Origin of the sequence: Micromonospora sp. NPDC049044, from assembly GCF_040649215.1 — a bacterium.
In the GTDB taxonomy this organism is placed as follows: Bacteria; Actinomycetota; Actinomycetes; order Mycobacteriales; family Micromonosporaceae; genus Micromonospora.
In genome coordinates, this window is sequence record NZ_JBEZFA010000035.1 from 48,641 (window position 1) to 72,825 (window position 24,185).

Sequence of the window (24,185 nt, forward strand, 5' to 3'; positions counted from 1 at the left end):
TGTCGAAGCAAGCACCACCGGCCCACCGTCCTCGATGTCATCGGACGATGGGCCGTGGTGACACCTGCCCGGTCTCCCCCCGCCCCGTGCAACCGCCGTCAACGCGCTCCCGCGTAGACGGCGCGGTCGCCGAGCTCCTCCTCGATGCGGATCAGCTGGTTGTACTTGGCCGTGCGGTCCGAGCGCGACAGCGAGCCGGTCTTGATCTGGCCGCAGCCGACGCCCACCGCCAGGTCGGCGATAGTGGTGTCCTCGGTCTCGCCGGAGCGGTGCGACATCACCACCCGGTAGCCCGCCTTGTGGGCGGCGTCCACCGTCGCGAGGGTCTCGGTGAGCGTGCCGATCTGGTTGACCTTCACCAGGATCGCGTTGGCGTACCCGCCCTCGATCCCGTCGCGCAGCCGGTCGACGTCGGTGCAGAAGACGTCGTCGCCGACCAGCTGCACCCGCTCCCCCGCCAGCGCTGTCAGCCGCTTCCAGCCGGCGATGTCGTCCTCGGCCATCGGGTCCTCGACCGAGCTGATCGGGTACCGGGAGACCAGGTCGAGCAGGTACTCGACGTGCTCCTCGACGCTGCGCTGGCGCCCCTCGCCGACGTAGTCGTACACCCCGCCCCGGAAGAACTCGGAGCTGGCCGGGTCGAGACAGATCGTCACGTCGGCGCCGGGCTCGTAGCCGGCGTCCTCGATGGCACGCAGGACGAAGCGCAGCGCCTCGTCGGCGTCCGTGACGTTCGGCGCGAAGCCGCCCTCGTCACCGACGTTGGTGCTGTGCCCGGCCGCGGCCAGGGACGTCCGGAGGGTGTGGAAGACCTCCGACCCCATCCGGACCGCCTCGGCGAACGTCCGCGCCCCGACCGGAGCGATCATGAATTCCTGGAAGTCCAGCGGGTTGTCGGCGTGCGCGCCGCCGTTGATGATGTTCATCATCGGCACCGGCAGCAGGCGGGCCCCCACCCCACCGACGTAGCGGAAGAGCGGCTGCCGGTGGGCCAACGCCGCTGCCTTGGCCGTCGCCAGGGACACCGCGAGGATCGCGTTGGCGCCCAGCCGACCCTTGTCCTTCGAACCGTCGAGGGCGATCATCGTCTCGTCGACAAGCGCCTGGTCCTCCGCGTCGAGCCCGATCACCGCGTCGGCGATCGCACCGTTCACCGCGGCGACCGCCGTCGTGACGCCCTTGCCGTGGAAGCGCGTCGGGTCCCCGTCACGCAACTCGACGGCCTCGTTGGCGCCCGTCGACGCACCGGACGGTACGGCCGCCCGCCCGGTCGATCCGTCGGTGAGGACCACGTCGGCCTCCACCGTCGGGTTGCCCCGGCTGTCGAGGATCTGCCGCGCCCGCACCCGATTGATTGCCGTCATCACACACTCCCTGGTCACACTGCCTTTTCGCAGCCAGACTGGCAGGAAACGGCGGTCCTGGCACCGCGACGATGGACACGTTGACCCGTACCCCGGGGTGCGGGTTTAGGGTCGCGGGATGCGGGTGGGTGAGCTGGCACGACGGACCGGGACCACGGTCCGGGCACTGCGGTACTACGAGTCGGCCGGGTTGGTGGTGCCCCGACGGTTGGGTAACGGCTATCGCGAGTACGACCCGATCGCGGTGCGGTTGGTGGCGCAGATCCGCGAGTTGATGGCGCTCGGCCTCACCGTCGAGGAGACCCGCCCGTTCGTCGAGTCGATCGCCGGTGGTGCGGACGACACCGACGTGTGCGCGGCGGCGGTGGCCACGTACCGCAGCACCATCACCAACCTGCAGGAACGGATCGGCCGGCTGACCGCCCAACGGGACGCGCTCGACGCGCGCCTCGACGCCGCCGCGACCCAGGTCGTCCCCGGCGGCGCGCCGGTCGGCGTCGACCCGGCCGCCCTGGTCGGGACCAGCCTGCCGAACCTGTCCTTCTACGGCACCGACGGCCGCCCGATCGATCTCGGCGCGCTCGGCCCCGGACGCAGCGTCATCTTCGTCTACCCCCTGACCGGGCGGCCGGGGGTCGACCTGCCCAACGGCCTACTGGAGGTCCACGGCGCCCGGGGCAGCACCGAGCAGGCCGCCTGGTTCCGCGACCACCACGCGGAACTCCGCGCGGCCGGCGCGGCCCGGGTGTACGGCCTGTCCGCGCAGTCGACCGGCTACCAGCGGGAACTCGTACACCGGCTGCGGCTGCCCTACCCGCTGATCCCGGACCCGCGGCTGACCCTGGCCGCCGCCCTGCGACTGCCGACCCGCACCGCGGGGGACATGACGCTCTACGAGCGGTTGACCCTGATCATCGCCGACGGCGAGGTGGAGCACGTCTTCCACCCGATCCCGGACCCGGCGTCGCACCCCCTGCACGTGATGCGGTGGCTGACCAAGCGACGCCAGGACCCGGGATCGGTAGCCGCCTAGAAGTCGTCGTCGAAGGCGACGGTGCCGGCCACCCCGACCTGGTACGCCGACACCCGGCGCTCGAAGAAGTTGGACAGCTCCTGCACGTCCTGCAACTCCATGAACGCGAACGGGTTGCTCGACCCGTAGTGCGGGGCGATACCGAGCTGGGCCAGGCGGCGGTCGGCGACGTGCTGGAGGTACTCCCGCATGTCGGCAAGCGTCAGACCGGGCACCCCCTGGCCCACCAGGTCCTCGGCGAACTGCACCTCACACTCGACGGCCTCGGCGAGCATCTGCCGCACCTGGTCGGCGAGATCGTCGTCGAACAGGTCCGGTTCCTCGGCGCGGACGGTGTCGACGACGTCGAACGCGAACGCCATGTGCATCGACTCGTCGCGGAACACCCAGTTGGTGCCGGAGGCCAGGCCGTGCAGCAGGCCACGGGAGCGCAGGAAGTAGACGTAGGCGAACGCGCCGTAGAAGAACAGCCCCTCGATGCAGGCGGCGAAGCAGATCAGGTTGAGCAGGAACGTGCGCCGGTCCTCCCTGGTCCGCAGCTGCCGCAGGTCGTTGAGCGAGTCGATCCAGCGGAAACAGAACTCGGCCTTGCGACGGATCGAGGGAATGTTCTCGATGGCGGCGAAGGCCTCGAAGCGCTCGGTCTCGTCCGGCACGTACGTGTCGAGCAGGTTCAGGTAGAACTGGACGTGCACGGCCTCCTCGAACAGTTGCCGGGACAGGTAGAGGCGACCCTCGGGGCTGTTGACGTGCTGGTAGAGGTTGAGCACCAGGTTGTTGGCGACGATGGTGTCGCCGGTGGCGAAGAACGCCACCAGGCGGCTGACCAGGTGCCGCTCGGCCGGCGACAGCCGGTCCAGGTCGGCGAGGTCGGCGTGCAGGTCGACCTCCTCGACCGTCCAGGTGTTGCGGATGGCGTCGCGGAACCTGTCGAAGAAGTGCGGGTAGCGCATCGGGCGGAGGGTGAGGTCCATCCCGGGGTCGAGCAGCATGTGCGTGGTCCTCGTGTCGGAGACGGCGGTGTCGGTGGTGGGGTCGGCGACTGTCACTGGCAGGCCTCGCACGACTCGGGGTTCTCCAGCGAGCAGGCAAGCGCATCCGCGTCGGCCGCCACCGGGGCGACGAGCGCGACGGTGGCCTGCTGGATCCGGGTGGCCGGGCGCGAGCGCAGGTAGTAGGTGGACTTCAGCCCGGCCTTCCAGGCGTACAGGTACATCGAGGAGAGCTTGCCGATGGTCGGCGCGGCCAGGAACAGGTTCAGCGACTGGGACTGGTCGATGAACGGGGCGCGGGCGGCGGCCAGGTCGATCAGGGCACGCTGCGGCAGCTCCCAGGCCGTGCGGAACAGCTCCCGGACGGCGGCCGGCAGCTCGGCGATGTCCTGCACCGAGCCCTCGGCCCGCTTGATCGCCGACCGCACCCGGTCGGTCCACAGACCGCGGGCCTTCAGCTCGCGGACCAGGGCGGTGTTGACCTGGAGGAACTCCCCCGACAGCGTCTCGCGCTTGAACAGGTTCGACACCTGCGGCTCGATGCATTCGTAGCACCCGGCGATCGAGGCGATGGTCGCGGTCGGGGCGACGGCCACCAGCAGCGAGTTACGCAGGCCGTGCGCCGCGACCCGCTCGCGCAGCGCGTCCCACCGTGCGGTCTGCGTACCCTCGACACCCCACAGGTCCGGTTGCAGGTCGCCCCGCGCGGCCCGGGTCTGCCCGTACGCCGGGTGCGCGCCGAACTGCCGTGCCAGGTCGGCGGAGGTCTCCAGCGCCGTCAGGTACAACTCCTCGCTGATCCGGGTGGACAACTCCCGCGCGGCCGGGGAGTCGAACGGCAGCCGCAGCGCGAAGAAGACGTCCTGCAGGCCCATCAGCCCGAGCCCGACCGGCCGCCAGCGGGGGTTGCTTGCCGCCGCCTGCGCGGTCGGGTAGTAGTTGATGTCGATGACCCGGTCGAGGAAGGTGACGGCGGTCCGCACCGTGGCGCGCAGCCGCTCCCAGTCGATGCCGTCGTCGGTGAGGTGGGCGGCGAGGTTCACCGAGCCGAGGTTGCACACTGCCGTCTCGGCGTCACTGGACACCTCGATGATCTCCGTGCAGAGGTTGGACAGGTGCACCACGTTGCCGTCCTCGGCGGTCTGGTTGCACAGCCGGTTCGCGGCGTCCTTGAAGGTCATCCACCCGTTGCCGGTCTGGGCGAGGGTGCGCATCATCTTCCCGTACAGCTCCCGTGCCGGGACCTGCCGCACGTAACGGCCCGCCGCCTCGGCCTCCCGGTACGCGGCGTCGAACCGCTCCCCCCACAGGTCGGGCAGTTCGGGCACCTCGTGCGGGTCGAACAGCGACCACAGCTCGTCGGCCTCGACCCGGCGCATGAACTCGTCCGGGATCCAGTTGGCCAGGTTGAGGTTGTGGGTGCGCCGGGCGTCCTCGCCGGTGTTGTCCCGCAGCTGCAGGAACTCCTCGATGTCCGGGTGCCACGGCTCCAGGTAGACGCAGGCCGCGCCCTTGCGCCGGCCACCCTGGTTGACGGCGGCGACGCTCGCGTCAAGCGTGCGCAGCCACGGCACGATCCCGTTGGACTGCCCGTTGGTGCCGCGGATCAGCGCGCCCCGGGACCGGACCCGGGAGTACGCGATCCCGATGCCGCCGGCGAACTTGGACAGGTTGGCGACCTGGGCGTACCGCGCGTAGATCGAGTCCAGCTCGTCGCGCGGCGAGTCGACCAGGTAACAGGAGGACATCTGGGTGTGCCGGGTGCCGGAGTTGAACAGGGTCGGCGAGCTGGGCAGGTACGCCAGGCTGGAGATGAGCCGGTAGAAGCCGATCGCCTCGTCCGGCGTCCGGGACAGGCCGCAGGCCACCCGCAGCAGCCAGTACTGCGGGGTCTCCAGCACCAGCCGGCTGGTGGGGTGCCGCAGCAGGTACCTGTCGTACACGGTGCGCAGGCCGAAGTACTCGAACCGTCGGTCGCCGTCCGGATCGACGGCGGCGTCGAGGATCGGGGCGTGTGCGGCGACGAACGCGGCGGTGTCGTCGCCGATCAGGCCCTCGGCGTGGCCGACCCGGATCGCCGCGCTGAACGAGGCGATGCCCTGCCGACGTACCTCCTTGTCGACGTAGGCGGACAGCAGCCGGGCGGCGAGGCGGGAGTACTGCGGTTCCGCACCGATCATCTCGGCTGCGGTCTGGATGGAGAGCCGGTCCAGCTCGGCAGTCGTCGCGCCGTCGTACAGGCCGCTGATCGTGCGGGTGGCGACGCGCATCGGGTCGACGTCGGCCAGGTCGTCGGCCCACCGCTCGACCGCCCGGACGATCTTGTTCACGTCCACGGATTCGGTGCCGCCGTCGCGCTTGCGGACCTGCATGGTCGTGCGCCGCACTGCCGCGTCGCCGCCTGCCGGGGCTACCTCGGTGACTGTCACCACTCACTCCTCGCGAGTTCGAGACCTGATGGCCCTCGAACGCGTGGAGACGGACACCGGCGGACGCCACGCCGGCGCGGCGTGGGTCAGGTGGCGTCAGCCGTCCCACGCGGCCTCGGACCGCCGCCCACCCGGGTGCGGGTACGCGGCGCGCTGGCAGGTCTTCGGACTCGTGGGCACTACCGGGTTGGCCGGTCTCCTACTGACCGTCGCTTCCCAGGCCACTTCGTGGCCCAGTGCTCATGACGGCTGTCGTTCCCACTCACCGCTGCGGGACAGTCCCGGATTCGCACCGGGTTCCCTCTTGCCTCGACCGCTCGGGAGAGCGGCCGAACCAGCTGCGCTCGACACCATATATAGGGACGCTGCCGTTGTCACACCCCACATGTCGGTGCCGGGCGTGTCGATGGCGATGCCCGTGATGGTCGTCACCGGCACCGAGGCGCCGGGTCGGCCCGGCTCGACGCGGGGCCGACGAACGCCGCGCGGCAGGCGACACCGGAGCAGATGCCGACATGCGGAAAGGTGTGATGTATTAGGTCTTCGAATGTAAGGAACCCTACCCATACCCGGTCGTCAATGTGAGTTTCCAGAGTGGACATCCAATCTTCTGGGTTACTTGGCGCGACCCGCTCCAACACCCCATCGGACCGGGAGTGCCTCAGCAGGCCGCGAGTGGAGCAGCAGCCGCGGCGTGGTGCGCGCGCCCACCAGCGCGACGAATACCGCCAGCAGCGCCCTGAGGGCTCGCGGACCAGGCAGGGCGGCCAAGACGACGACGACACATCGATGAATCCGTAGCACGAAAAACATTAGATGTCTTCGATTCCTGGGTGATCGACGTCGTTGACGCGTCGGTTTGACCCTCCGTATACTCCCAGAGATCATCAGATCTTTAGCCTAGCCGGGCGAGGAGCGCATGCCGCAGATCACCGCCGTCACCGTCGAGGACGTCCGCTTCCCCACCTCCCTGACCGCTGACGGCTCCGACGCCATGAACAAGGACGGCGACTACTCGGCGGCCTATGTCGTCCTGCACACCGACGGCGTCGACAGCACCGGTGCGCCACTCGCGGGCCACGGCCTGACCTTCACCATCGGCCGGGGCAACGACATCGTCGTCGCGGCGGCCGTCCACCAGGCACAGCGCCTCGTCGGCGTGGACGTCGCCACGATGGCGGCCGACATGGGAGCGGTCTACCGCCTGCTCACCTCCGACTCCCAACTGCGCTGGCTCGGCCCGGAAAAGGGCGTCGTGCACCTGTCGCTGGCCGCCGTGCTGAACGCGTCGTGGGACCTGGTCGCCCGGCTCGCCGCCAAGCCACTGTGGCGGCTGCTCGTCGACATGTCCCCCGAGCAGCTCGTCGACATCGCGGACCTGCGCTATCTGTCCGACGCGCTGACCCGGGACGAGGCGCTTGCCATCCTGCGCGCCAAGGAGAGCACAAAGGCGGCCCGGCTCGCCGAGCTGAACCGGACCGGCTACCCCGCCTACACCACCTCGGCGGGCTGGCTCGGCTACGGCGACGACAAGCTGCGCCGGCTGTGCCAGGAGGCGGTGGACACCGGCTACGGCTACGTCAAGCTGAAGGTGGGCGCCAACCTCGACGACGACATCCGCCGGTGCGGCATCGCCCGGGGGATCCTCGGTCCGGACCGCCACCTGATGATCGACGCCAACCAGGTGTGGGACGTCGGTCAGGCGATCGAGTGGGTCAAGGCCCTCGCGCAGTTCGAACCACTGTGGATCGAGGAGCCGACCAGCCCTGACGACATCCTCGGGCACGCCGCCGTCCGCCGCGCCGTCGCTCCGATCGGAGTCGCCACCGGCGAACACTGCCACAACCGGGTGATGTTCAAGCAGTTGTTCCAGGCCGAGGCCATCGACTTCTGCCAGCTTGACACCGGCAGGTTGGCCAGCATCAACGAGATCGTCGCCGTGCTGCTGCTCGCCGCGAAGTTCGAGATCCCGGTGTGCCCCCACGCCGGCGGCGTCGGGCTGTGCGAGATGGTCCAGCACGTGTCGGTGCTCGACTATGTCGCGATCTCGGGAGATCTCACCGACCGGGTCACCGAGTTCGTCGACCACCTGCACGAGCACTTCACCGACCCGTGCATCATCGAGGACACCGGCTCGGGCAGCGGTTACGTCCTGCCCCGCGCGCCCGGCTACTCCACCCGGATGCGCCCCGAGTCGGTCGAGCTCTACCGATTTCCCGACGGCCACTACTGGGCGGCGACAGACCCGACTACGGTGTCACCTTCGGAGCCGTATGTGATCGCGGGTGGGACGGCCACCCCCGCCGGCCGCTAGGGGGTTGTCATGTCGCGCACCGACGAGGTGGTGAACGGCATCAAGCGGATGATCCTCGAAGGGCACTTCAAGCCCGGGGATCGACTGCCCATCGAGAAGGACCTCGCCGAGTCGCTCGGCGTCTCACGCGGCTCGCTACGCGAGGGGATGTCGGCGCTGTCGATCCTCGGCATCGTCAACATCCGGCAGGGTGACGGCACCTATGTCACAAACCTCGACGCGCCGCAGCTGCTGGCCCCGATGGGCTTCGTCGTCGACTTCCAGGGCCAGGGCGACCCGCGGCACGTCCACATCGTCCGGCGGCTGCTGGAGTGCGAGGCCGCCCGCCTGGCGGCGACCAGGATCACCGACGAGGCCCTCGCCCAGGCGGCGGATCTCCTCGACGAGGCCGGTCTGATCGCCGGTCAGTCGCCGCAGGAGCACGAACGGATCATGGAGATCGACATCGCGTTCCACCGGATCATCGCGGTGCACGCGGACAATCCGGTGCTCGTGGGTCTGATCGAGGCGTTCGCCGGGCGCACCCTGCGCGGGCGGCTCTGGCGCAGCCTGCACGAGGAGGGCGCGGACCGGCGTACCCACGACGAGCACGTCGCGATCCTGAAGGCCCTGCAGGCCCGGGACCCGGAGCGCGCCCGGATCCGGATGGCCAACCACCTGATCGGGGTCGAGGAAGCGCTGCACGGACAGCCCGACGACGGTGACGCCACCATCGAGCCGGCGCGGTTCTGAGCGCCCACCCCGGCGTACGACGACCCGCTTCGCACCCGCGCACGGCCCGACGGCCCGGGGCGCGCCCGATCCTGTGATCGCGCGCGCCCCGGTCGACGAATTCAGCGTTCGTCCCGCTCTCCGCTGGTGCTGCCGGTCATCGCGGCGACCAGGTCGTCGGTGGTGACCTCGTCCGCGCGCAGCCGGGCCGCCCGACGGCCGAGGCGCAGCACCTCGACCCGGTCGGCGATCTCGAGCACCTGCGGCATGTTGTGGCTCACCAACACCACTGACATGCCGGCGTCGCGGGCCCGCCGGACAACGTCGAGCACCCGCCCGGTCTGAACGACACCGAGCGCCGCGGTCGGCTCGTCGAGGATGACCACGTTCGTCGCCCAGATGATCGCGCGGGCCACCGCGACGCACTGTCGCTGCCCACCGGACAGCATCGCGATCGGGGTGGTGACCCGGGGGATCCGCACACCCAGTTCGTCGAGGGCCGCGGCGGCACCCTGCCGCATGGCGCGCTTGTCGAGCAGTCCCAGCCGGCCGAGCGGCCCGGAGCGCAGGATCTCCCGACCGAGGTACAGGTTGGCGGCCACGCTGAGATCGTCAGCGACGGCGAGATCCTGGTAGACGGTCTCCACCCCCGCACGCCGGGCGTCGACCGGCGTGGAGAACTGGACGGGACGACCGTCCACCCGGATCTCACCCTCGTCCGGCGCGTGCACGCCGGACAGCGTCTTGATCAGTGTGCTCTTGCCGGCGCCGTTGTCGCCGATCAGCGCGACGACCTCACCTCGGTGGACCGTGAAGTCGGCGCCGCGCAACGCCTCGACGTGCCCGAAGCGCTTGACGATGCCACGGGCTTCGAGGACGGGCGGTTCCTCGCCGGTCGGTCGTTTGTCGCTGTCGGCGGTAGCCGTCGGGGTCGCGCCCATCACTGCACCGGAGGGTTGGCGCAACTCGGCTCGAGCACCGCCTTGATCTCCGCGGAGTCGATGTTCTTCTTGGTGACGAACGTGACGCCGGTGTCGGCCGACGCCAGCGGCGCCTTGTCCCGCAGGTGCTTGACCATCTTGTCGACGCCGAAGTAGCCCATCTTGAACGGGTTCTGTACGACGAGCGCGGAGATCTGCCCGCTGCGCACCCCGGCGATCTCGTCCGGGGCGGCGTCCCACCCGATGATGACCACCTTGCCGGACTTCCCGGCCGCCTGGATGGCCTGCGCCGCGCCGAGCACGCTCGGCTCGTTGGCCGCGAAGACACCCTTCAGGTTGGGGTTGGCGGTGAGGATGTTCTCGGTGACCCGTCGGGCCTCGTTGACGTCGCTCTTGCTCGGCTGTTGGCCGACCAGCTTCAGGTTGGGATACTGGGCGAGGCCGGCCTTGAAGCCGTCGACCCGCTCGGTGTTGGTCTGCGATCCGGGCTGGAACTCGACAAGCGCCACCTCGTGGTTGCCGGGGCCGAGTTCGGTGGCGAGCAACTTCGCCGCCTCGGTGGCCGACGCCTTGTTGTCGGTGGCGAAGAGCGGTACGCTCGACGGCTGCGGGCTGGTGCCCGAGTCGATCATCGCGACCGGGATCTTCGCGGCGAGCGCCTGGTCGGTCGCGGGGGCGAGGGCGCTGGAGTCGGTCGCCGCGTACACGATGCCGTCGACCTTCTTGGTGACGAAGTTCTGGATCAGGTTGACCTGGCCCTCGACATCGGTCTCGGTGGTCACCCCGTCCCACTGGACGGTGACGTCGCCCGCGCGCTGGGCGGCGCACTCCGCGCCCGCCTTCACGGTGTTCCAGTAGTCGGCACCGACGGCCTTCGGCACGACGGCGAGCTTCAACGGGCCGCTCGCCTCCTTCGTCGCGCCGTCGCCCCCGTCGCGGACCTCGACCCCGCCGCAGGCGCTGAGCAGCGCGGTCGCCGCGGCCGCAGCCAGAACGGCCCGTACACCCAGGATCGACCGTCGGGTCCGCCGGCTGGTGGTGGTGTGCGCCATGGTGTGTGTCCTTCCTCGTTCGGAGTCTCGGAATGGCATGTCAACCCCGTGATTCCAGCCGCCGGCGGCGGTACTGGTCGAAGTAGACGGCGGCCCAGATGATCAGGCCGACGATCACCTGCTGGTAGTGGATGCTGATGTCGAGCAGGACAGCGCCGTTGCGCACCAGGGCGATGAGGAACGCGCCGATGATGGTGCCGACGATCCGGCCCTGACCGCCGAAGAGACTGGCGCCGCCGATGACCGCGGCAGCGATGACGTCGAGTTCCAGGGAGATGCCGTAGTTCGGCTGGCCGGAGTTGACCCGGGAGGCGGCGATCATGCCGCCCAGCCCGACCAGTACGCCCGCCAGCACGTACACCCCGGTCAGGTGGCGCCCCACCCGGATGCCCGAGCGGCGGGCCGCCTCCAGGTTGGAGCCCATCGCGTAGGTGTACTGGCCGAAGCGGGTCTGGGAGAGCAGGAAGGCGACCCCGACCGCGACCAGGACGGTGATCACCACGGCGAACGGAATGCCGAGGATCTCCCCGTTGCCGAGCAGCTGGAAGGATCGGGGCAGGCCGTAGACGCCGACCGCGCCGGTGATGATGAAGACGAGACCACGGCCCACGGACATCGTGCCCAGTGTCGCGATGAACGGCGGGATCCGGGCCACTGTCACCAGCAACCCGTTCAGCAGACCGGCCAGCGCGCCGACGCCGATCGCGACCACGGTCGCCGCCCAGAGGGAGAAACCGAGGTCGCGGACGACCATCGCGCCCGCGACACCGGCGAGCGCGGCGACCGACCCCACTGACAGGTCGATGCCCTTGGTGATGATGACCATCGTCTGCGCCGTGGCGATGATGGCGATCACCGCGGTCTGCGCTCCGATGTTGAAGAGGTTGTCCGTTGTCAGGAAGTAGGGACTGGCGAAGGTCAACGCGACGAACAGGACGACGAGCGCGGTCGCGGCGGTCAACTCGGAGACGGCGTGGGAGATCCGTTCGCGGAACCAGTCGCTGAGTTCGCCGCGCTGCGTGCCGGCGGTTGCCTCGACTGTACTCATCGTCGGATCTGACCTCCCCAAGCGTGGTGCCGGCGCGGAACGGGGGAATCCCCGGCGAGCCGGCAACCTCTGAGCCACCGCACCTCTTCGGCGGGGTGTGCGGGCTCGTGCCCGCACACCCGTCGAGATAGGTCGGATGTTTCCCACGATCAGGCGTTACCTTGCCACGCATTGACTCATGTTGCCAAGGTCTTACGGGGATGTTGTCGTTGTTACCCAGTAGGACCGTGGCATACGTCTGATCAAACTGGCACAACCTGCGGCCGATCGGTAGACCCGACCCGAGGTGCGGTAGGTCAGGCGGCCGGCCGTCGCGCCGTTACGCCGGGTCCAGCCGGTACGCCCGGCGGGCCGTGCGCCGCCAGATCGCCGCCCGCTCGTCCTCGCCCAGCGGGTCCAGCAGCTCGGTGAGGGCCTCGACCCAGCGCGCGTACGAGGAGGCGAGCAGGCACACCGGCCAGTCCGAGCCGAACATCAGCCGGTCCGGACCGAACGCGTCGAGGGCGTGCTCGACGGCGGGCCGAAGGTCCGCGGTCGTCCACGACGGCCCGTCCACCTCGGTCACCAGGCCGGAGAGCTTCGCCGTCGTGTTGGGCTCGGCGGCGAGCGCCCGCAGGTCGCGCGGCCAGTCGCCGAGGCCGCCGGAGCCAAGCGCGGGCTTGCCGAGGTGGTCCAACACGAACCGCATCTCGGGCAGGTCGCGGACGAGTCGCGTGGCGGCGGGCAACTGGTGGTCGCGTACCAGCAGGTCGAAGGCGAGGCCCGCGGCGCCCACCGCGGCGATGCCGCGCCGGATGTCCGGGCGGTCGAGGTACGCCGGGTCCGGCTCGGACTGGACGAGGTCGCGGATGCCCACCAGCCGCTCCCCGCCGCGCGCCGCCCGGAGTCGGTCGAGGCGGTCAGCGACGTTGTCGGCGGCGAGGTCGACCCAGCCGACGACCCCGGCGATCAGGGGGTCGTCGGCAGCGATGCCCAGCAGCTCGGGCGTCTCCGTCCGGACCGGAACTGACTGCACCACGACGGTCTGGGTGACCCCGGCGGCCCGGGCCGCCGGGGCGAGATCGAGCGGGGTGAAGTCGTTGTCGATCGCCGCCATGGTGTGCGGATCGATCCAGGGCTGCGGGTGCCGTGCCCGGACCCAGAGATGATGGTGCGCGTCAACGACGCCCTGGCCCGGCGCAGCCTCGGTGGTCGTCATCGGACATGTCCTGGCGTGCTCACGTACACTTCCCACCCCGCCCAGTCATTGGTCAGACGTCCGGGTCGACTCGGTACCGTCGGTGCCGCCCGGCAGTTTGACCATGTTAGCGGTAACAGAATGCCCTTGGGGTCGTCGACGACACGCCGCAGCACAACCAAGCATCATATCTTTAGAATTCAGACTTGTCGATACTAGCGCTGACCGTGGGCTGCGGCCCGGTCCGAGCGGCCGGGTTGACCGCCCGCGGCGGCACCGCTACCGTCGACCCACTATCTGCGGCGACGCGAGGGAAGCCGGTGTGAATCCGGCGCGGTCGCGCCACTGTGAGCGGTCCCGTCTCTGACCGGGGTCGCGAGCCAGGACGCTCGGTCGTCCGCAGCCTTTGCGATGGGGACGCGTCATCCCCGGGAAGGTTCGTGCTGCCATGTCTGCTTCCACGTCCAGCCAGCCGTTGGTGCATCCTGCTGGCAACGCCCGTCTGCTGTGGACCGTCCTGGCCACAGTTGTGCTGCTCGGCGTGCTGACGTACCTCGTCGCCTTCGATCAGGGTGCGGTCTCGCGCAGCGGGATGCACCTGCACGAGCTGATGCACGACGGTCGGCACCTGCTCGGTGTCCCGTGCCACTGAGGTCCACCACCGCTCCCCCGTTCGTCACCGTCCTCGTCCGCGGGCTCCTCGCCGGCCTCCTCGCCGGCCTGCTCGCCGGGGCGTTCGCCTACGTCGCCGGCGAACCGCACGTCGAGGCGGCCATCTCGATCGAGGAGGCGGCGACGTACGCCGAGCCCTCGGCCGGCGGGCACGATCACGACGACGCTCTGGTCGGTCGGACCGGTCAGCGCGGTGGCCTGTTCCTGGCCACCAGCCTGTTCGGCGCCGCGATGGGTGGCCTGCTGGCCACCGCGTACGTCCTGCTGTCCCGACGGCGGCGCAGCTACGACGACGGCCGCTCGGCCCTGCTGCTGGCCGGTGCGGCGCTGCTCGGCGCCGTGATCGTGCCGTTCCTGAAGTATCCGGCGAACCCGCCAGCCGTCGGCGACCCGGCCACCATCAACCAGCGCACCGTCACCTACCTGTTGATGGTGGTGCTCGGCCTGGTGGCGGTGTGGGCCGGCACCCTCGGTTACCGGGCGGTCGGCGCCACGGCGCCGCTGTGGCAGCGCGCGGCCGCTGCCGCCGGCGGGTTCCTGCTGGTCACCGTGGTGTCCTATGTGGTGATGCCGTCGTTCCAGGAGGTCCCGGCTGACTTCCCGGCGGCCCTGCTGTGGGACTTCCGGCTGGCCTCGCTCGGCACGCAGGTGGTGCTCTGGACCGGCATCGGCCTGCTGTTCGCGGCCCTGATGCACAGCGACCTGCGCCGCCGGAGCGCCACCGCGCTGCCGAGCAGGTGATGGCCACCAGCCTGCGGCTGGTCGCCCACGGTCACACCGCCGCCCTGCGTCGGGCCCGCTTCGGCGCGCCCGACGACGGCCTGGACGAGGGCGGCCTGCGTGCCGTTCTTGCCCAGGCCCACGGAGATCCGGGCCGGCGTGGGCACCTCGGCCTGCACGACACCTGCCTGTCCAGCCCGGCGGCCGCGGCCCGGCAGACCGCCGAAACCTTCGGCCTGGTGCCGACAATCGAGACGGCGTTGGCGGATTGCGACTACGGTGACTGGTCCGGACGGTCGCTTGAGGAGGTCGCCGGCACGCACCCACAGGCACTGCGGGAATGGCTTGCCGCGCCGGACTCAGCGCCGCACGGTGGTGAATCCGTGACGGCCGTGCGGGATCGGGTCGGGGGCTGGCTGGACGAGCAGCGCGGCGCGGGTCGACGCATCATCGCGGTCGCCCACCCGCTGGTGATCCGGATCGTGGTCGTGCACGCCCTCGATCTGCCGACGGCGACGTACCGGCATCTTGACGTGGAACCGTTGGCGGTCGTCCGGCTCACCAGTCCGGGCACGCGCTGGCAGTTGCGACTGGGCGCGCAGCTGCCAGCTTGAGGTCACGCCGAACGGCGCGGGCCGCGCCCACCAGGAGTGGACACGGCCCGTGCGGGTCAGCCGACCGCTCAGTGGTGCCGGTGGGAAAGGTGCAGTTCGACTGGCTCGGGCGGAAGGTCGTCGACGCCGACGGCGACGGCCTGTTCGTGGCGGCGACGCGCCGAGGGCAGGGCGAGTGCCGCGAAGACGGCCAGGACCGCGACGCCCCCGCACACCCAGAAGCCGGCGGTGAACGCCGTGTCGGTGGGCAGACCCTGCGGGGTGCTGTTCGATGTGATGACGGCCGCCACGACCGCCGCGCCGATGCTGCTGCCGATGGTCCGCGCGATGGTGTTGACGCCGCTCGCCTCGCCGGTCTGTCCGGCCGGGACGCTCTCGATGATGGCGTTGGACATCGCCGCGAACGCCAGGCCGATGCCAGCGCCGGTGAGCACCCCGGAGAGCAGAACCTGCCAGGTGGCGCCGTGCGCGAGCGCCGGCAGCACGAACGCGACGACGACCGCGACAGTGCCGAGGAACATCGGAACCTTGGGGCCGTAGCGTCGGTCCAGCAGACCCGCGAGGGGACCGAAGACCACCATCATCAGGACGGTGGGCAGCAGGAACAGCCCCGCCTGGGACACCGTCTTGCCGAAACCGTACCCGGTGACCGCCGGGAGTTGAAGCAGGGTCGGTACGAGCACGAACGTTCCGAACATCGCGAAACCGAGGATGAGGGCGACGAGGTCGGTGGCCCAGACACCGCGAATCCGCATCAGGCGCATGTCGATGAGCGGCTCGCGTACCCGAAGCTCGACCCGAACGAACACGATCATCGCGACCACACCGAGCACGAACAGGCCGATGGTCTTCGGCTCGGTCCAGCCCCAGCCCTGCCCCTTGCTCACGGCCAGCAGCAGCGAGACCAGCGACACGGAGAGGATGGCCGCGCCGAGCATGTCGAGCCGCCCGGGCGTGCGAACCCGCGATTCGGGCATCCCGAAGATGGCGCCGAGCAACGCGACGACGACGAGGACCAGCGGCAGCCAGAACAACCAGTGCCACGACAGGTGCTCCACGATCGGGCCCGCGGCCACGATGCCGACACCGGCGCCGACCCCGAAGATCGCCGACAGCAGGCCGACGGTGACGCCGACCTTCTCCCGAGGCAGTTGGTCACGGACGATGCCGATCGACAGCGGCAGGATCGCCCCGGCGGCCCCCTGCAGCGCCCGCGCGACGATCAGCACTGTCAGGTTGGGCGCCAGGGCGGCGAGCAGGGTGCCCGCGGCGAGGGCCACGAGGACGCCGATCAGGACCCGACGCTTGCCGACCATGTCACCGAGACGCCCGAGAATGGGCGTCAGCACCGAGGCAGCCAACAGGTACGCCGTGAGCACCCAGCTGATGTCACCTGTGGAGACGCCCAGGTCTTTTCCGATTGTCGACAGCGCGGGCGCCACCAGCGACTGGAGCACCGCGAACGCCAGGCCGCCCAGCGACAGGTACAGCACCAGGAGGGTGCTGTTGGCGCGCGGGGCCGCGCTGGGCGCGGAGCCGAGGTGGGCCGGCTCCTCGATGGTGTGGGTCATGTGATCCTCGAACTAGATGTAAACGTTTGCTGACTTGGCCAGTATGCTCCGTCGGCAGCTCATGTCAACAGTCGCTTACGTCACCTCATGGCCGTGCGGGAAGCTTGCGGCGACACGTAAGTCAACGTATGTTTACTTACGCCTCTACTTAACAGAAAGGACGTGTCGTGACAGCGAAACCGCCGGTCCCCCCGAACAGCGACACCGCCGGCGAGCCGGCCCAGCGTCGCCGTCGGGACGCGGCCGGAACACGACAGCTCCTGCTCGACGCCGCCCGCCAGCGCTTCGCGCGGGACGGCTACGCGGCCACGACAGTCCGGGAGATCGCCGACGACGCGGGCGTCAACGTGGCGCTCATCAGCCGCTACTACACGTCGAAGGAAGGGCTGTTCGAGGCGTGCCTGCGGGCTGCAGGCGACGAGCTGCGCCGGACGACCGTCCAGACGCCGGCCGACCGGGTGCCGGAGGCCATCGCCCGGCACATCGCCGACCCCGGCGCGGCGGGCCTGTCGAGCCAGCTCTCACTGCTGCTGCGGTCGTCCGGGGACGCGGCGGCGGACGAGATCCGGCGCGCTGTCCTGGTCCGTTCCAGCGAACAACTGGCGGCGGCTCGCGGGTGGCGTCCCGGCGAGCCGGGCAGTGAACAGTTCCTGCTCCGCGCCCAGATGGCTCTCGCCGCCGGCATCGGGGTCGCGGTGCTGCGGTCGTCGATCCAGTTGGACCCGCTGAGTTCCGCCACCGAACAGGACCTGGTCGGCCCGCTGCGCGACCTGGTCGACGCGCTGCTGCCACCTCACTGACCGCGACCTGTCGCTCGGCCCCCGCGGGCCGGAAGGGCCGCGCAGCGTCACGACAGTCCGTGGCAGCGGGATCAGCCGGCGCGAGTGCGGACCAGTGCGGCGGCGTCGGCGAGGGCGGCCTTCTCGGCGACCGAAAGCGCGGGGTCGGCCCGACGCAGGTCCACCGCCCGCCGCAGTTGGCTGGCTCGGGGCGGCTCCGCCCGCTGCTGGAAGGCGTCGAGCCCGTTTCGGGCGATGTCGGCAAGCGGTGCGCCCGGGCCGACCGCCACCTCGGCGAGGATCAGGGCGGTCACCGCCACGTCCAGGTCGGCAGGCCCCTCGGCCGCGTTGCGCCAATCGATCACCATCGGCCCGCGCGAGGTCACCATGACGTTCTGCGGGTGCAGGTCGAGGTGCAGGACGCGGTCCGTCGGAGCGGTGCCGAACCGGGCTGGCAGGGCGTGCAGGCGGTCATGCAGCTCGACGAGCAGGTCGGCCGCCGCGTCGACGTCGGTCCGCTCGGCGAGCATCGAGGCCAGGAGCGTCTCCCCGTCGAGTCGTTCCAACACCAGGTCCGGGCCGTCGGCGACGTACACCCTCGGCACCGGATAGCCCCCGGCGGCGACGTACGCCATCAACGCCGCCTCCGGCGCGGTGTCGCCGCCGTGACGGTAGCGGCGCAGCACCCTCGACTCGTCGAGCACGAAGACATCGGCGTCGCGCCCGGACGCGAGCAGCAGGTATTTCGCCATCGCAGCCGACGGTACGGCACTGCGGCGGTCAGTTCCGCCCCGCGTCGGGCGGGCCGTGTGCACGGCCCGCCCGACGCGTCGACTCCGTTCTAGCCGGTGACGGTGAACGGTCGGGACACCTTCGTGGCCGACGTCTCGCCGGTCAGCGTGACGCTCGTCGCGCCAGGCTTCGCCGCTCCCGGAACGCTCACCGTCGCGCCCGAGATGACACCGTCACCGTTCGCGCGCACTGTGGTGACCGCGACGCCGTTGCCGAGGGCGATCGTGACCACCTCGTTCGGCACGAACCCGGAACCGTCGACCGTGATCGACGTGCCGCGCGGCCCCGACCTGGTCGTCAGCGCCACCCGCGGCTGGTAGGTCGGCGCCTCGGCCGGCCCGCTCACCTGGACGGTGGCCGTGGCCGGGGTACGCGAGGACGCGCCCGTCGCGGTGACCGCGTACCGGCCGGGTTGTGCGTCGTCGGCTGTCGGGACCGAGGCGCGGACCGTTCCCGTCGCGGAGGCCGCGACCTTCATGGTCCGGTCCGGGTCGGTGCCGACGCGGACGGTCACCTGCTCACCGGCGGCGAATCCGCTGCCGTCGACGGTGATCGCGCCACCGATGGTGACGGTGCCGGACGCGGACAGCGCGATCGCCGGCTGCGATCCGCCGCGGGCTACTGTCACGGTGAAGGAACGGGTGCTGCTCGACAGCGTGTCCCACGCGGTGACGTGCACCGGGTAGGTGCCCTCCCGCGTGTAGGTGTGCTTGCCGCTCATCGCACCGGACGCGTCGATGGTGACGTCGTCCGGAGTCGTGCCGTCACCCCACTGGACGCGGGCCCGGTAACCGGTCGGACCGGGAGCGCCGGCGGTCACCGCGCCGAGGTCCGCCGCGAGGGCCTGCCCGGCGTTCGCCGTCTGGTCCTTCGGGACGACGGTGGTCAGGGCGGGGGCCGGCGTGCCGTCGTTGGCCACGGCGAACACGTGGATCCGCCCCGCCGAGCGCGGATCGCCGGTCTGCGCCGGCAGGGTCACCGACACCAGCTTCTTGCCGGCCGGGATCTGGTACGGCGCGGTGGCGAACAGGAACGGCTGGGCGCCGTCCCGGCTCGTGCCCTGCAACCGGTACGCCGTCCTCGCGACGATGATGTTGTCGTAGGACGGGGTGCCGTTGGCGTTGCCGCCCAGCGTCCAGTCGCTCAACTGGATCGGGACGCTGGCCGTGCTGCCGTCGCTGAACGTCGCAGTGCCGGTGGTGCTCTGGTTGCCCTGCGTCCCGGCGCCCACGAACGAGATGCTCGTCGCGTCGTCCGGCAGGTCGAGCACCACCGTCGCACCGTTACCTGTGGCGTTGTCCGGCTGTCCGGCCGGAATCGTCGGCAGGGTGAACCGCAACGCGGTTCCAGGGACCTGTTGCCGCTCGCCCTGGGTCGCGCCGCCCGCCGCCAGGGCGGCCCGCGAGTACGCCCACGACTTCGCGTCGCAGTCCGCCGCCAGGACCCCCTCGTCGCCGACACAGACGCTGTCGAACGCGGCGGTGAGGCCGGAGGCCGGGACGTACCCCACGTCGACGCCGACCGTCGCGGAGTTCTGGCTCTCGCCGTCGGTGACAGTGACGGTGGCCTGGTGGTAGCCCGGGGTGGCGTAGGTATGCGACCCACCGATGCGGTAGACGGCCCGCGAGTTCAGCGTCACGGTGCCCGCGGTGGCCGGCGTGCCGTCACCCCAGTCGACAGTGGCCTGGTAGTCGCCGGTGGCGCCGCCCGTGACGGTGGCCAGCGGCCCCGAGACCGGTACGCCGGACGTCGCGTGCACGCCGTCGGCGGCGGTCACCGCGATGTCGCCGCCCGCGAGGTCCAGATCGCCCCCGGCGAGCAGCTCGATCTCGGCGAGGTTGGTCTGCGGGGCGCCGATGGTCCTCGTCACGGCGAGCCGGAAATGGGCGAACCGGCCCGGCTTGTCGATCGGGTAGGGCCGGGTCTGGTTACGCCACGGGAACACCTGGTCCCTGCGAGTGTCCACTGTGGTCCAGGTGAGGCCGTCGTTGGAACCCTGCAGCCGCCAGTCCGCCGGATCGCCCGCACTCGCCCCGGACGTGACGGTGTAGAAGGTCGGCTTCTGCCTGCCCTGACGGAACGCCCAGTTGATCTGCGGGGTCGCCGAGGTGAAGGTGGTCTGCGTGGTCGACGAGTCGTCGAACAGCTTCGTCACATCCTGACCGCCGGTGGCGGTCGCGGTGCCGAGACCGGGGCCGGTGGTGTCCTGCAACGGCTTCGGCGTCTTGTCACCCTTGGTCAGCGACGGCGGCGCATCGTTCTTGCCGCTGCCCCAGGAGGACGGGTTGGGGCCCATCTGGAAGTCGATGGTGCCGCCCTTGGCGAGCGCCGCCACGTCCACTGACAGACCGCGCTGCTTCTTGCCGTTGACCTTCACGTCCTGCACGTAGACGTTGCGGTTGCTGTTGTCCGGCGCGTTGACGACGATGTCGCCACTGGGCCGACGCACTGTCATCCTGGTGAACTGCGGCGAGCCGATGGCCCACTGGGACGACCCGGCCTGCAGGGGGTAGATGCCCAGCGAGCTGAGGATGTACCACGACGACATCTCGCCGTTGTCCTCGTCTCCGAGGTAGCCCTGGCCGATCTCGCTGCCGACGTAGAGGCGGCGCAGGATCTCCCGCACCGTCGCCTGGGTCTTGGCCGGCGCACCGGCGACGTTGTACATGTACGGGATGTGGTGCGACGGCTGGTTGCTCATGCCGAGCTGACCCATCCGTACCGCGCGGGCCTCCAGCATCTCGTGGATGATGCTGCCGTACCCGCCGGGGCGGTCGGCGTTCTCCGGGGTGGAGAAGAAGGTGTCGAGCTTGTCCCGCAGCGCCTTCTGACCGCCGTACAGGTTGGCGAGGCCCTGACCGTCCTGCTGCGCGGTGAACGCGAAGTTCCACCCGTTGGTCTCGGTGTAGACACCACCCCAGTCCAGCGGGTCACCGGACAGGAAGTTGCCGGCGGCGTCGCGACCCTGGAAGAGCTTCGTCTTCGGGTCGAACAGGTGGACGTAGTTCTGGGCCCGCTCCAGGAAGTACCGCGACTCCTCGGTGAGCCGGGCCCGCTCCGACTTCGGCGTGGCCGGGTCCTTGGCGAGGGCCGCACCCATGTTGCCGATGCCGTAGTCGTTGATGTAACCCTCCAGCGCCCACGACACCGACTCCCCGGTGGAGGTCGGCGTGTAGCCGAGGAACAGGGAGGTTTCGATGCCCTTGCGTCCGACCGCGCCGCGCCCGGACGCGACTGTCGCGTCCTTGACCGCCGCGTTGTACGCCGCGAGCGGGTCGGGCAGCTTGACCCCGGTGAGGTACGCCTGGGCCAGGGCCACGTTCGCGCTGGTGCCGGTCATCAGGTCGGCGTAGCCGGGGGACGACCACCGGGCGATCCAACCGCCGTCGCGGTAGTGCTGGACGAACCCGTCGGAGATCTTGGCGGCGATGTCCGGGTACAGCAGCGCGTAGGCGGGCCACACGGTGCGGTAGGTGTCCCAGAAGCCGTTGTTGACGTAGATCTGCCCGTCGACGATCTTCGCGCCGGTCCGGGTGGCCGTCGACGCGCCGGCCGCCGCCGAGACCGGGCTCGCGTACTGCCAGCGAGGCGCGGCGGCGGTGCCGGTGTTCTCCGACTGCGAGTTCGGGTAGAGGTTCAACCGGTACAGGTTCGAGTACATGGTGACAAGCTGCGCCTCGGTGGCGCCCCGCACCTCGACCCGGCCGAGCCGGTCCTTCCACGCGGCCGTCGCGGCGGCGTGGACCTGGTCGAAGCTCTTACCGGTGACCTCCAGGTCGAGGTTCCGACGCGCCTGGTCGAGGGAGAGGAACGACGTCGCGACGCGCAGCGTCACCTCCCGGCTGGTGGAGACGTCGAAGGTGGCGGAGGTCGCGGCGGAGGCGGTCGGTGCCCGGTCGAAGGCACCGGAGACGAACATGCGGCTCCGACCGGCCGACAGAGGGCTGCCGTTGTCGACCCAGCCGGTGAAGGTGCCGTCCGCGCCGATGGTGAACGTGCCGTTGTGGAAGACGAGGCTTCCGGTCGCCTTCCCGGCCGGGAAGGTGAACCGCATGATCCCGGCGTGGTCGGTGGGCGACATCTCCGCGATCAGGCCGTTCTGCAGCGTGACCCGGTAGAGGTCCGGCTGTGCCGTCTCGTCGTCGTGGCGGAAGGCGAGCGCACGGCTGGCGGGCTCACCGGTGAGCGGCCCGTCGCCGGCGACCGGCATTACCGACATCTGGTTGCGGTCACCCATCCACGGGCTGGGCTCGTGGGAGATCGCGAGCCCCTGCAGCATGGGCAGGTTTGCCTCGTTGTTGATCCGGTGGTACTGGTACGCCCACGTGTCGGAGGTCGCGTCGGTCACCGGGGTGAAGAAGTTGAAACCGTTCGGCACGGCGGCGATCGGCAGGTTGTTGCCGCGCGAGAAGCCGGACGTCGAGTTGGTGCCGCGCCGGGTGTCGACATAGTTGGTGAGCGTCGAGCCGTCGATCGACTGTGGCACGGCGGTCAGCTCGATGTCGTCGAGCCAGCCCTGGAACCGGGTCTCCCCGGTGGCCTGCGGGTTGTCGTACGCGAGCAGGATGCGGTCGATCGTCTTGCCGCGCGCGACGGTGCCGAGGTCGGCCTGCACCAGGTTCCACTGGTCGGCGTAGAGCACCTTGGAGGCGCCCTGACCGGCGGCGGTCAACGGGTAGCCGTGCTGGTCGACGGGTGAGCGCCCGCTCAGGTAGCTGCCGTCGGTGAAGCGCAGGTCGACGGCGGCGTAGGTGGACGGGTACCGGGCGTCCCCACCGGTGAACTCCGGGAAGAGCTTGTACGACAGCCGGGTCTTCGGCCCGACCGGGATGGTGACGTCGAACAGCTTGTTCGTCGCGTACGACCGGCCGTTGCCTTCGGCCCCGCCCGCGTAGCGCAGCGCGGCCAGTCCGGTGAACCCGGCGTCCGGCTTGGTGGTGTAGCCGCCGTTCGGGCCGGCGGTGGCCTCGCTGACCATGGCGGTGGCCGGCGGGCGGACGTCCGAGCCGTCGCTGATGTTCCAGTCGGCGAGCTGCACGAGCGAGTCGCCGGAGTTCGCTGTGACGTTCAACCGGTAGTAGCCGTAGGCGCTCGGGTTGGTGAAGCTGTACGTGTTGGTGGCGAAGCGGCCGCTGAACGTCACCCCGGCGCGCTTGTCCAGGTCGGTCCAGGTCCGGCCGTCGTTCGACCCCTGCACGACGAAGTCCCTGGGGTCCCGGGCCGGTGCGTCGTTGGCGGCGGTCAGCGAGTACCGCACCACCGTGGCGGGCTTGGCGAGCTGGTAGGTCACCCAGCCGCTCGACTCGAACACGAGCCACTTTGTCGACGGGTCGTCGTCGGTGAGGTTCGCGGCGATCTCGTTCGGCAGGTTCTCCGCGCTCGCGGTCACGGCGCCGACCTGGCCGAGCAGGCTGCCCGGCAGGGTGGTGACCTTGCCGCTCAGGTTCGCCTGGACCGGCTTGCCGTTCGCGCCGACCTCGACGGTGCTGGCGGCGGGTTGCGGGTCGGCGGACTCGAACGAGGAGGAGAAATCGCCAGGGGTTGCCGGCGCGGCGGCGGCGTTGGCCAGGGGCGCGGCGACGAGCAGACCCAGGGGTAGCAGTGCGGCTGTGGTCGCGGCGAGCAGGCGGGAGGACGGGTGACGCGCATGGGGGGTATGCGACATGAGGGACGGTGCCTTTCGACTCGAACCAGTCGAGTACGTCGAAGGTCTGGGCAGAGTGGACGAGGTCAGGCCCTATGACATCGTTGTCATACGAGGTCGTTGACGACGATGGCCGGGGCGGTGGACTGCCGCTGATAGTTCCGGGCGGACCACAGCCCTGTCAACGGGTGATCACCGCGAGACCACCACCCGGACCCTGACCCCACCGCGGAGTCGGACCCGCACTCCGCACCACTGTCACCGCCTCCGGGCCTCGGCGCCGCGCGGCGCCCCGGGCCCGGAAGGGGGGCACGCCGGCAGGGGGGGCCCGG

The 24,185-nt window shown here is 70.4% G+C and carries 17 protein-coding genes and 2 riboswitches; of the genes, 7 read left to right on the forward strand and 10 right to left on the reverse strand.

Translation table 11 applies throughout. From position 1 onward, the window contains the following. Positions 1-98: 98 nt before the first annotated feature. A complete protein-coding gene (gene eno / locus AB0B85_RS25500) occupies positions 99-1,364 on the reverse strand; it encodes a phosphopyruvate hydratase (protein WP_357411442.1) in 1,266 nt (421 codons plus the stop codon). A 118-nt stretch (positions 1,365-1,482) separates the two neighbouring features. On the opposite strand from eno, the gene AB0B85_RS25505 reads away from it, so the two are divergent. Next, complete coding sequence (locus AB0B85_RS25505) at positions 1,483-2,397, forward strand: MerR family transcriptional regulator (RefSeq protein WP_357411444.1); 915 nt, start codon at positions 1,483-1,485, stop codon at positions 2,395-2,397. Here AB0B85_RS25505 and AB0B85_RS25510 read toward each other — a convergent pair. Together AB0B85_RS25510 and AB0B85_RS25515 are read right to left on the reverse strand one after the other, a co-directional pair. Next, the gene (locus AB0B85_RS25510) at positions 2,394-3,389 is read right to left on the reverse strand and encodes a ribonucleotide-diphosphate reductase subunit beta (RefSeq protein WP_357411475.1); all 996 of its coding nucleotides are present in this window, start codon (positions 3,387-3,389) and stop codon (positions 2,394-2,396) included. The two genes, AB0B85_RS25505 and AB0B85_RS25510, sit on opposite strands and share 4 nt — an antisense overlap. A gap of 53 nt (positions 3,390-3,442) precedes the next feature. Continuing rightward, complete coding sequence (locus tag AB0B85_RS25515) at positions 3,443-5,761, reverse strand: ribonucleoside-diphosphate reductase subunit alpha (RefSeq protein WP_357411478.1); 2,319 nt, start codon at positions 5,759-5,761, stop codon at positions 3,443-3,445. A gap of 194 nt (positions 5,762-5,955) precedes the next feature. After that, positions 5,956-6,172, reverse strand: a riboswitch (cobalamin riboswitch). Positions 6,173-6,737: 565 nt separating this feature from the next. On the opposite strand from AB0B85_RS25515, the gene AB0B85_RS25520 reads away from it, so the two are divergent. Further along, complete coding sequence (locus tag AB0B85_RS25520; RefSeq protein ID WP_357411446.1) at positions 6,738-8,132, forward strand: enolase C-terminal domain-like protein; 1,395 nt, start codon at positions 6,738-6,740, stop codon at positions 8,130-8,132. Positions 8,133-8,141: 9 nt separating this feature from the next. Further along, entirely contained in the window at positions 8,142-8,864 is a 723-nt protein-coding gene (locus tag AB0B85_RS25525) for a FadR/GntR family transcriptional regulator (protein ID WP_357411448.1), read from the forward strand. A gap of 101 nt (positions 8,865-8,965) precedes the next feature. Here AB0B85_RS25525 and AB0B85_RS25530 read toward each other — a convergent pair whose 3' ends face one another. The 4 genes from AB0B85_RS25530 to AB0B85_RS25545 all read right to left on the reverse strand — a co-directional run bounded on the left by AB0B85_RS25530 (position 8,966) and on the right by AB0B85_RS25545 (position 13,082). Next, positions 8,966-9,784, reverse strand: coding sequence for an ATP-binding cassette domain-containing protein (locus AB0B85_RS25530; RefSeq protein WP_357411450.1), 819 nt, complete (start codon positions 9,782-9,784; stop codon positions 8,966-8,968). Further along, positions 9,784-10,836, reverse strand: coding sequence for an ABC transporter substrate-binding protein (locus AB0B85_RS25535; protein ID WP_357411452.1), 1,053 nt, complete (start codon positions 10,834-10,836; stop codon positions 9,784-9,786). Before AB0B85_RS25535 ends, AB0B85_RS25530 begins: the two co-directional genes overlap by 1 nt. 40 nt (positions 10,837-10,876) lie before the next feature. Beyond that, complete coding sequence (locus tag AB0B85_RS25540) at positions 10,877-11,884, reverse strand: ABC transporter permease (protein ID WP_357411454.1); 1,008 nt, start codon at positions 11,882-11,884, stop codon at positions 10,877-10,879. Positions 11,885-12,203: 319 nt separating this feature from the next. Beyond that, positions 12,204-13,082 (reverse strand): amidohydrolase family protein, encoded by an 879-nt coding sequence (locus tag AB0B85_RS25545; RefSeq protein ID WP_357411456.1) that lies wholly within the window; start codon positions 13,080-13,082, stop codon positions 12,204-12,206. A 291-nt stretch (positions 13,083-13,373) separates the two neighbouring features. Then, positions 13,374-13,450: riboswitch (cobalamin riboswitch) on the forward strand. Between the two features lie 59 nt (positions 13,451-13,509). Between AB0B85_RS25545 and AB0B85_RS25550 the strand changes: the two genes are divergently transcribed. The 3 genes from AB0B85_RS25550 to AB0B85_RS25560 are packed head-to-tail and all read left to right on the forward strand — an operon-like array spanning position 13,510 to position 15,067. Then, positions 13,510-13,713: a CbtB domain-containing protein gene (locus AB0B85_RS25550; protein WP_357411458.1), complete on the forward strand. Its 204-nt coding sequence runs from the start codon at positions 13,510-13,512 to the stop codon at positions 13,711-13,713. Further along, complete coding sequence (locus AB0B85_RS25555) at positions 13,704-14,474, forward strand: CbtA family protein (RefSeq protein WP_357411460.1); 771 nt, start codon at positions 13,704-13,706, stop codon at positions 14,472-14,474. The genes AB0B85_RS25550 and AB0B85_RS25555 overlap by 10 nt, the downstream gene beginning before the upstream one ends. Then, the gene (locus tag AB0B85_RS25560) at positions 14,474-15,067 is read left to right on the forward strand and encodes a histidine phosphatase family protein (protein WP_357411462.1); all 594 of its coding nucleotides are present in this window, start codon (positions 14,474-14,476) and stop codon (positions 15,065-15,067) included. Before AB0B85_RS25555 ends, AB0B85_RS25560 begins: the two co-directional genes overlap by 1 nt. A 68-nt stretch (positions 15,068-15,135) precedes the next feature. Here AB0B85_RS25560 and AB0B85_RS25565 read toward each other — a convergent pair whose 3' ends face one another. Further along, a complete protein-coding gene (locus AB0B85_RS25565) occupies positions 15,136-16,638 on the reverse strand; it encodes an MFS transporter (RefSeq protein WP_357411465.1) in 1,503 nt (500 codons plus the stop codon). 167 nt (positions 16,639-16,805) lie between these two features. On the opposite strand from AB0B85_RS25565, the gene AB0B85_RS25570 reads away from it, so the two are divergent. Then, entirely contained in the window at positions 16,806-17,438 is a 633-nt protein-coding gene (locus AB0B85_RS25570; protein WP_357411467.1) for a helix-turn-helix domain-containing protein, read from the forward strand. 71 nt (positions 17,439-17,509) lie between these two features. Here the strand turns inward: AB0B85_RS25570 and AB0B85_RS25575 are convergent, their stop codons facing one another. Next, positions 17,510-18,169 (reverse strand): phosphotransferase, encoded by a 660-nt coding sequence (locus AB0B85_RS25575; RefSeq protein ID WP_357411469.1) that lies wholly within the window; start codon positions 18,167-18,169, stop codon positions 17,510-17,512. Positions 18,170-18,258: 89 nt separating this feature from the next. Next, complete coding sequence (locus tag AB0B85_RS25580) at positions 18,259-23,874, reverse strand: GH92 family glycosyl hydrolase (protein ID WP_357411471.1); 5,616 nt, start codon at positions 23,872-23,874, stop codon at positions 18,259-18,261. Between the last annotated feature and the right edge of the window lie 311 nt (positions 23,875-24,185).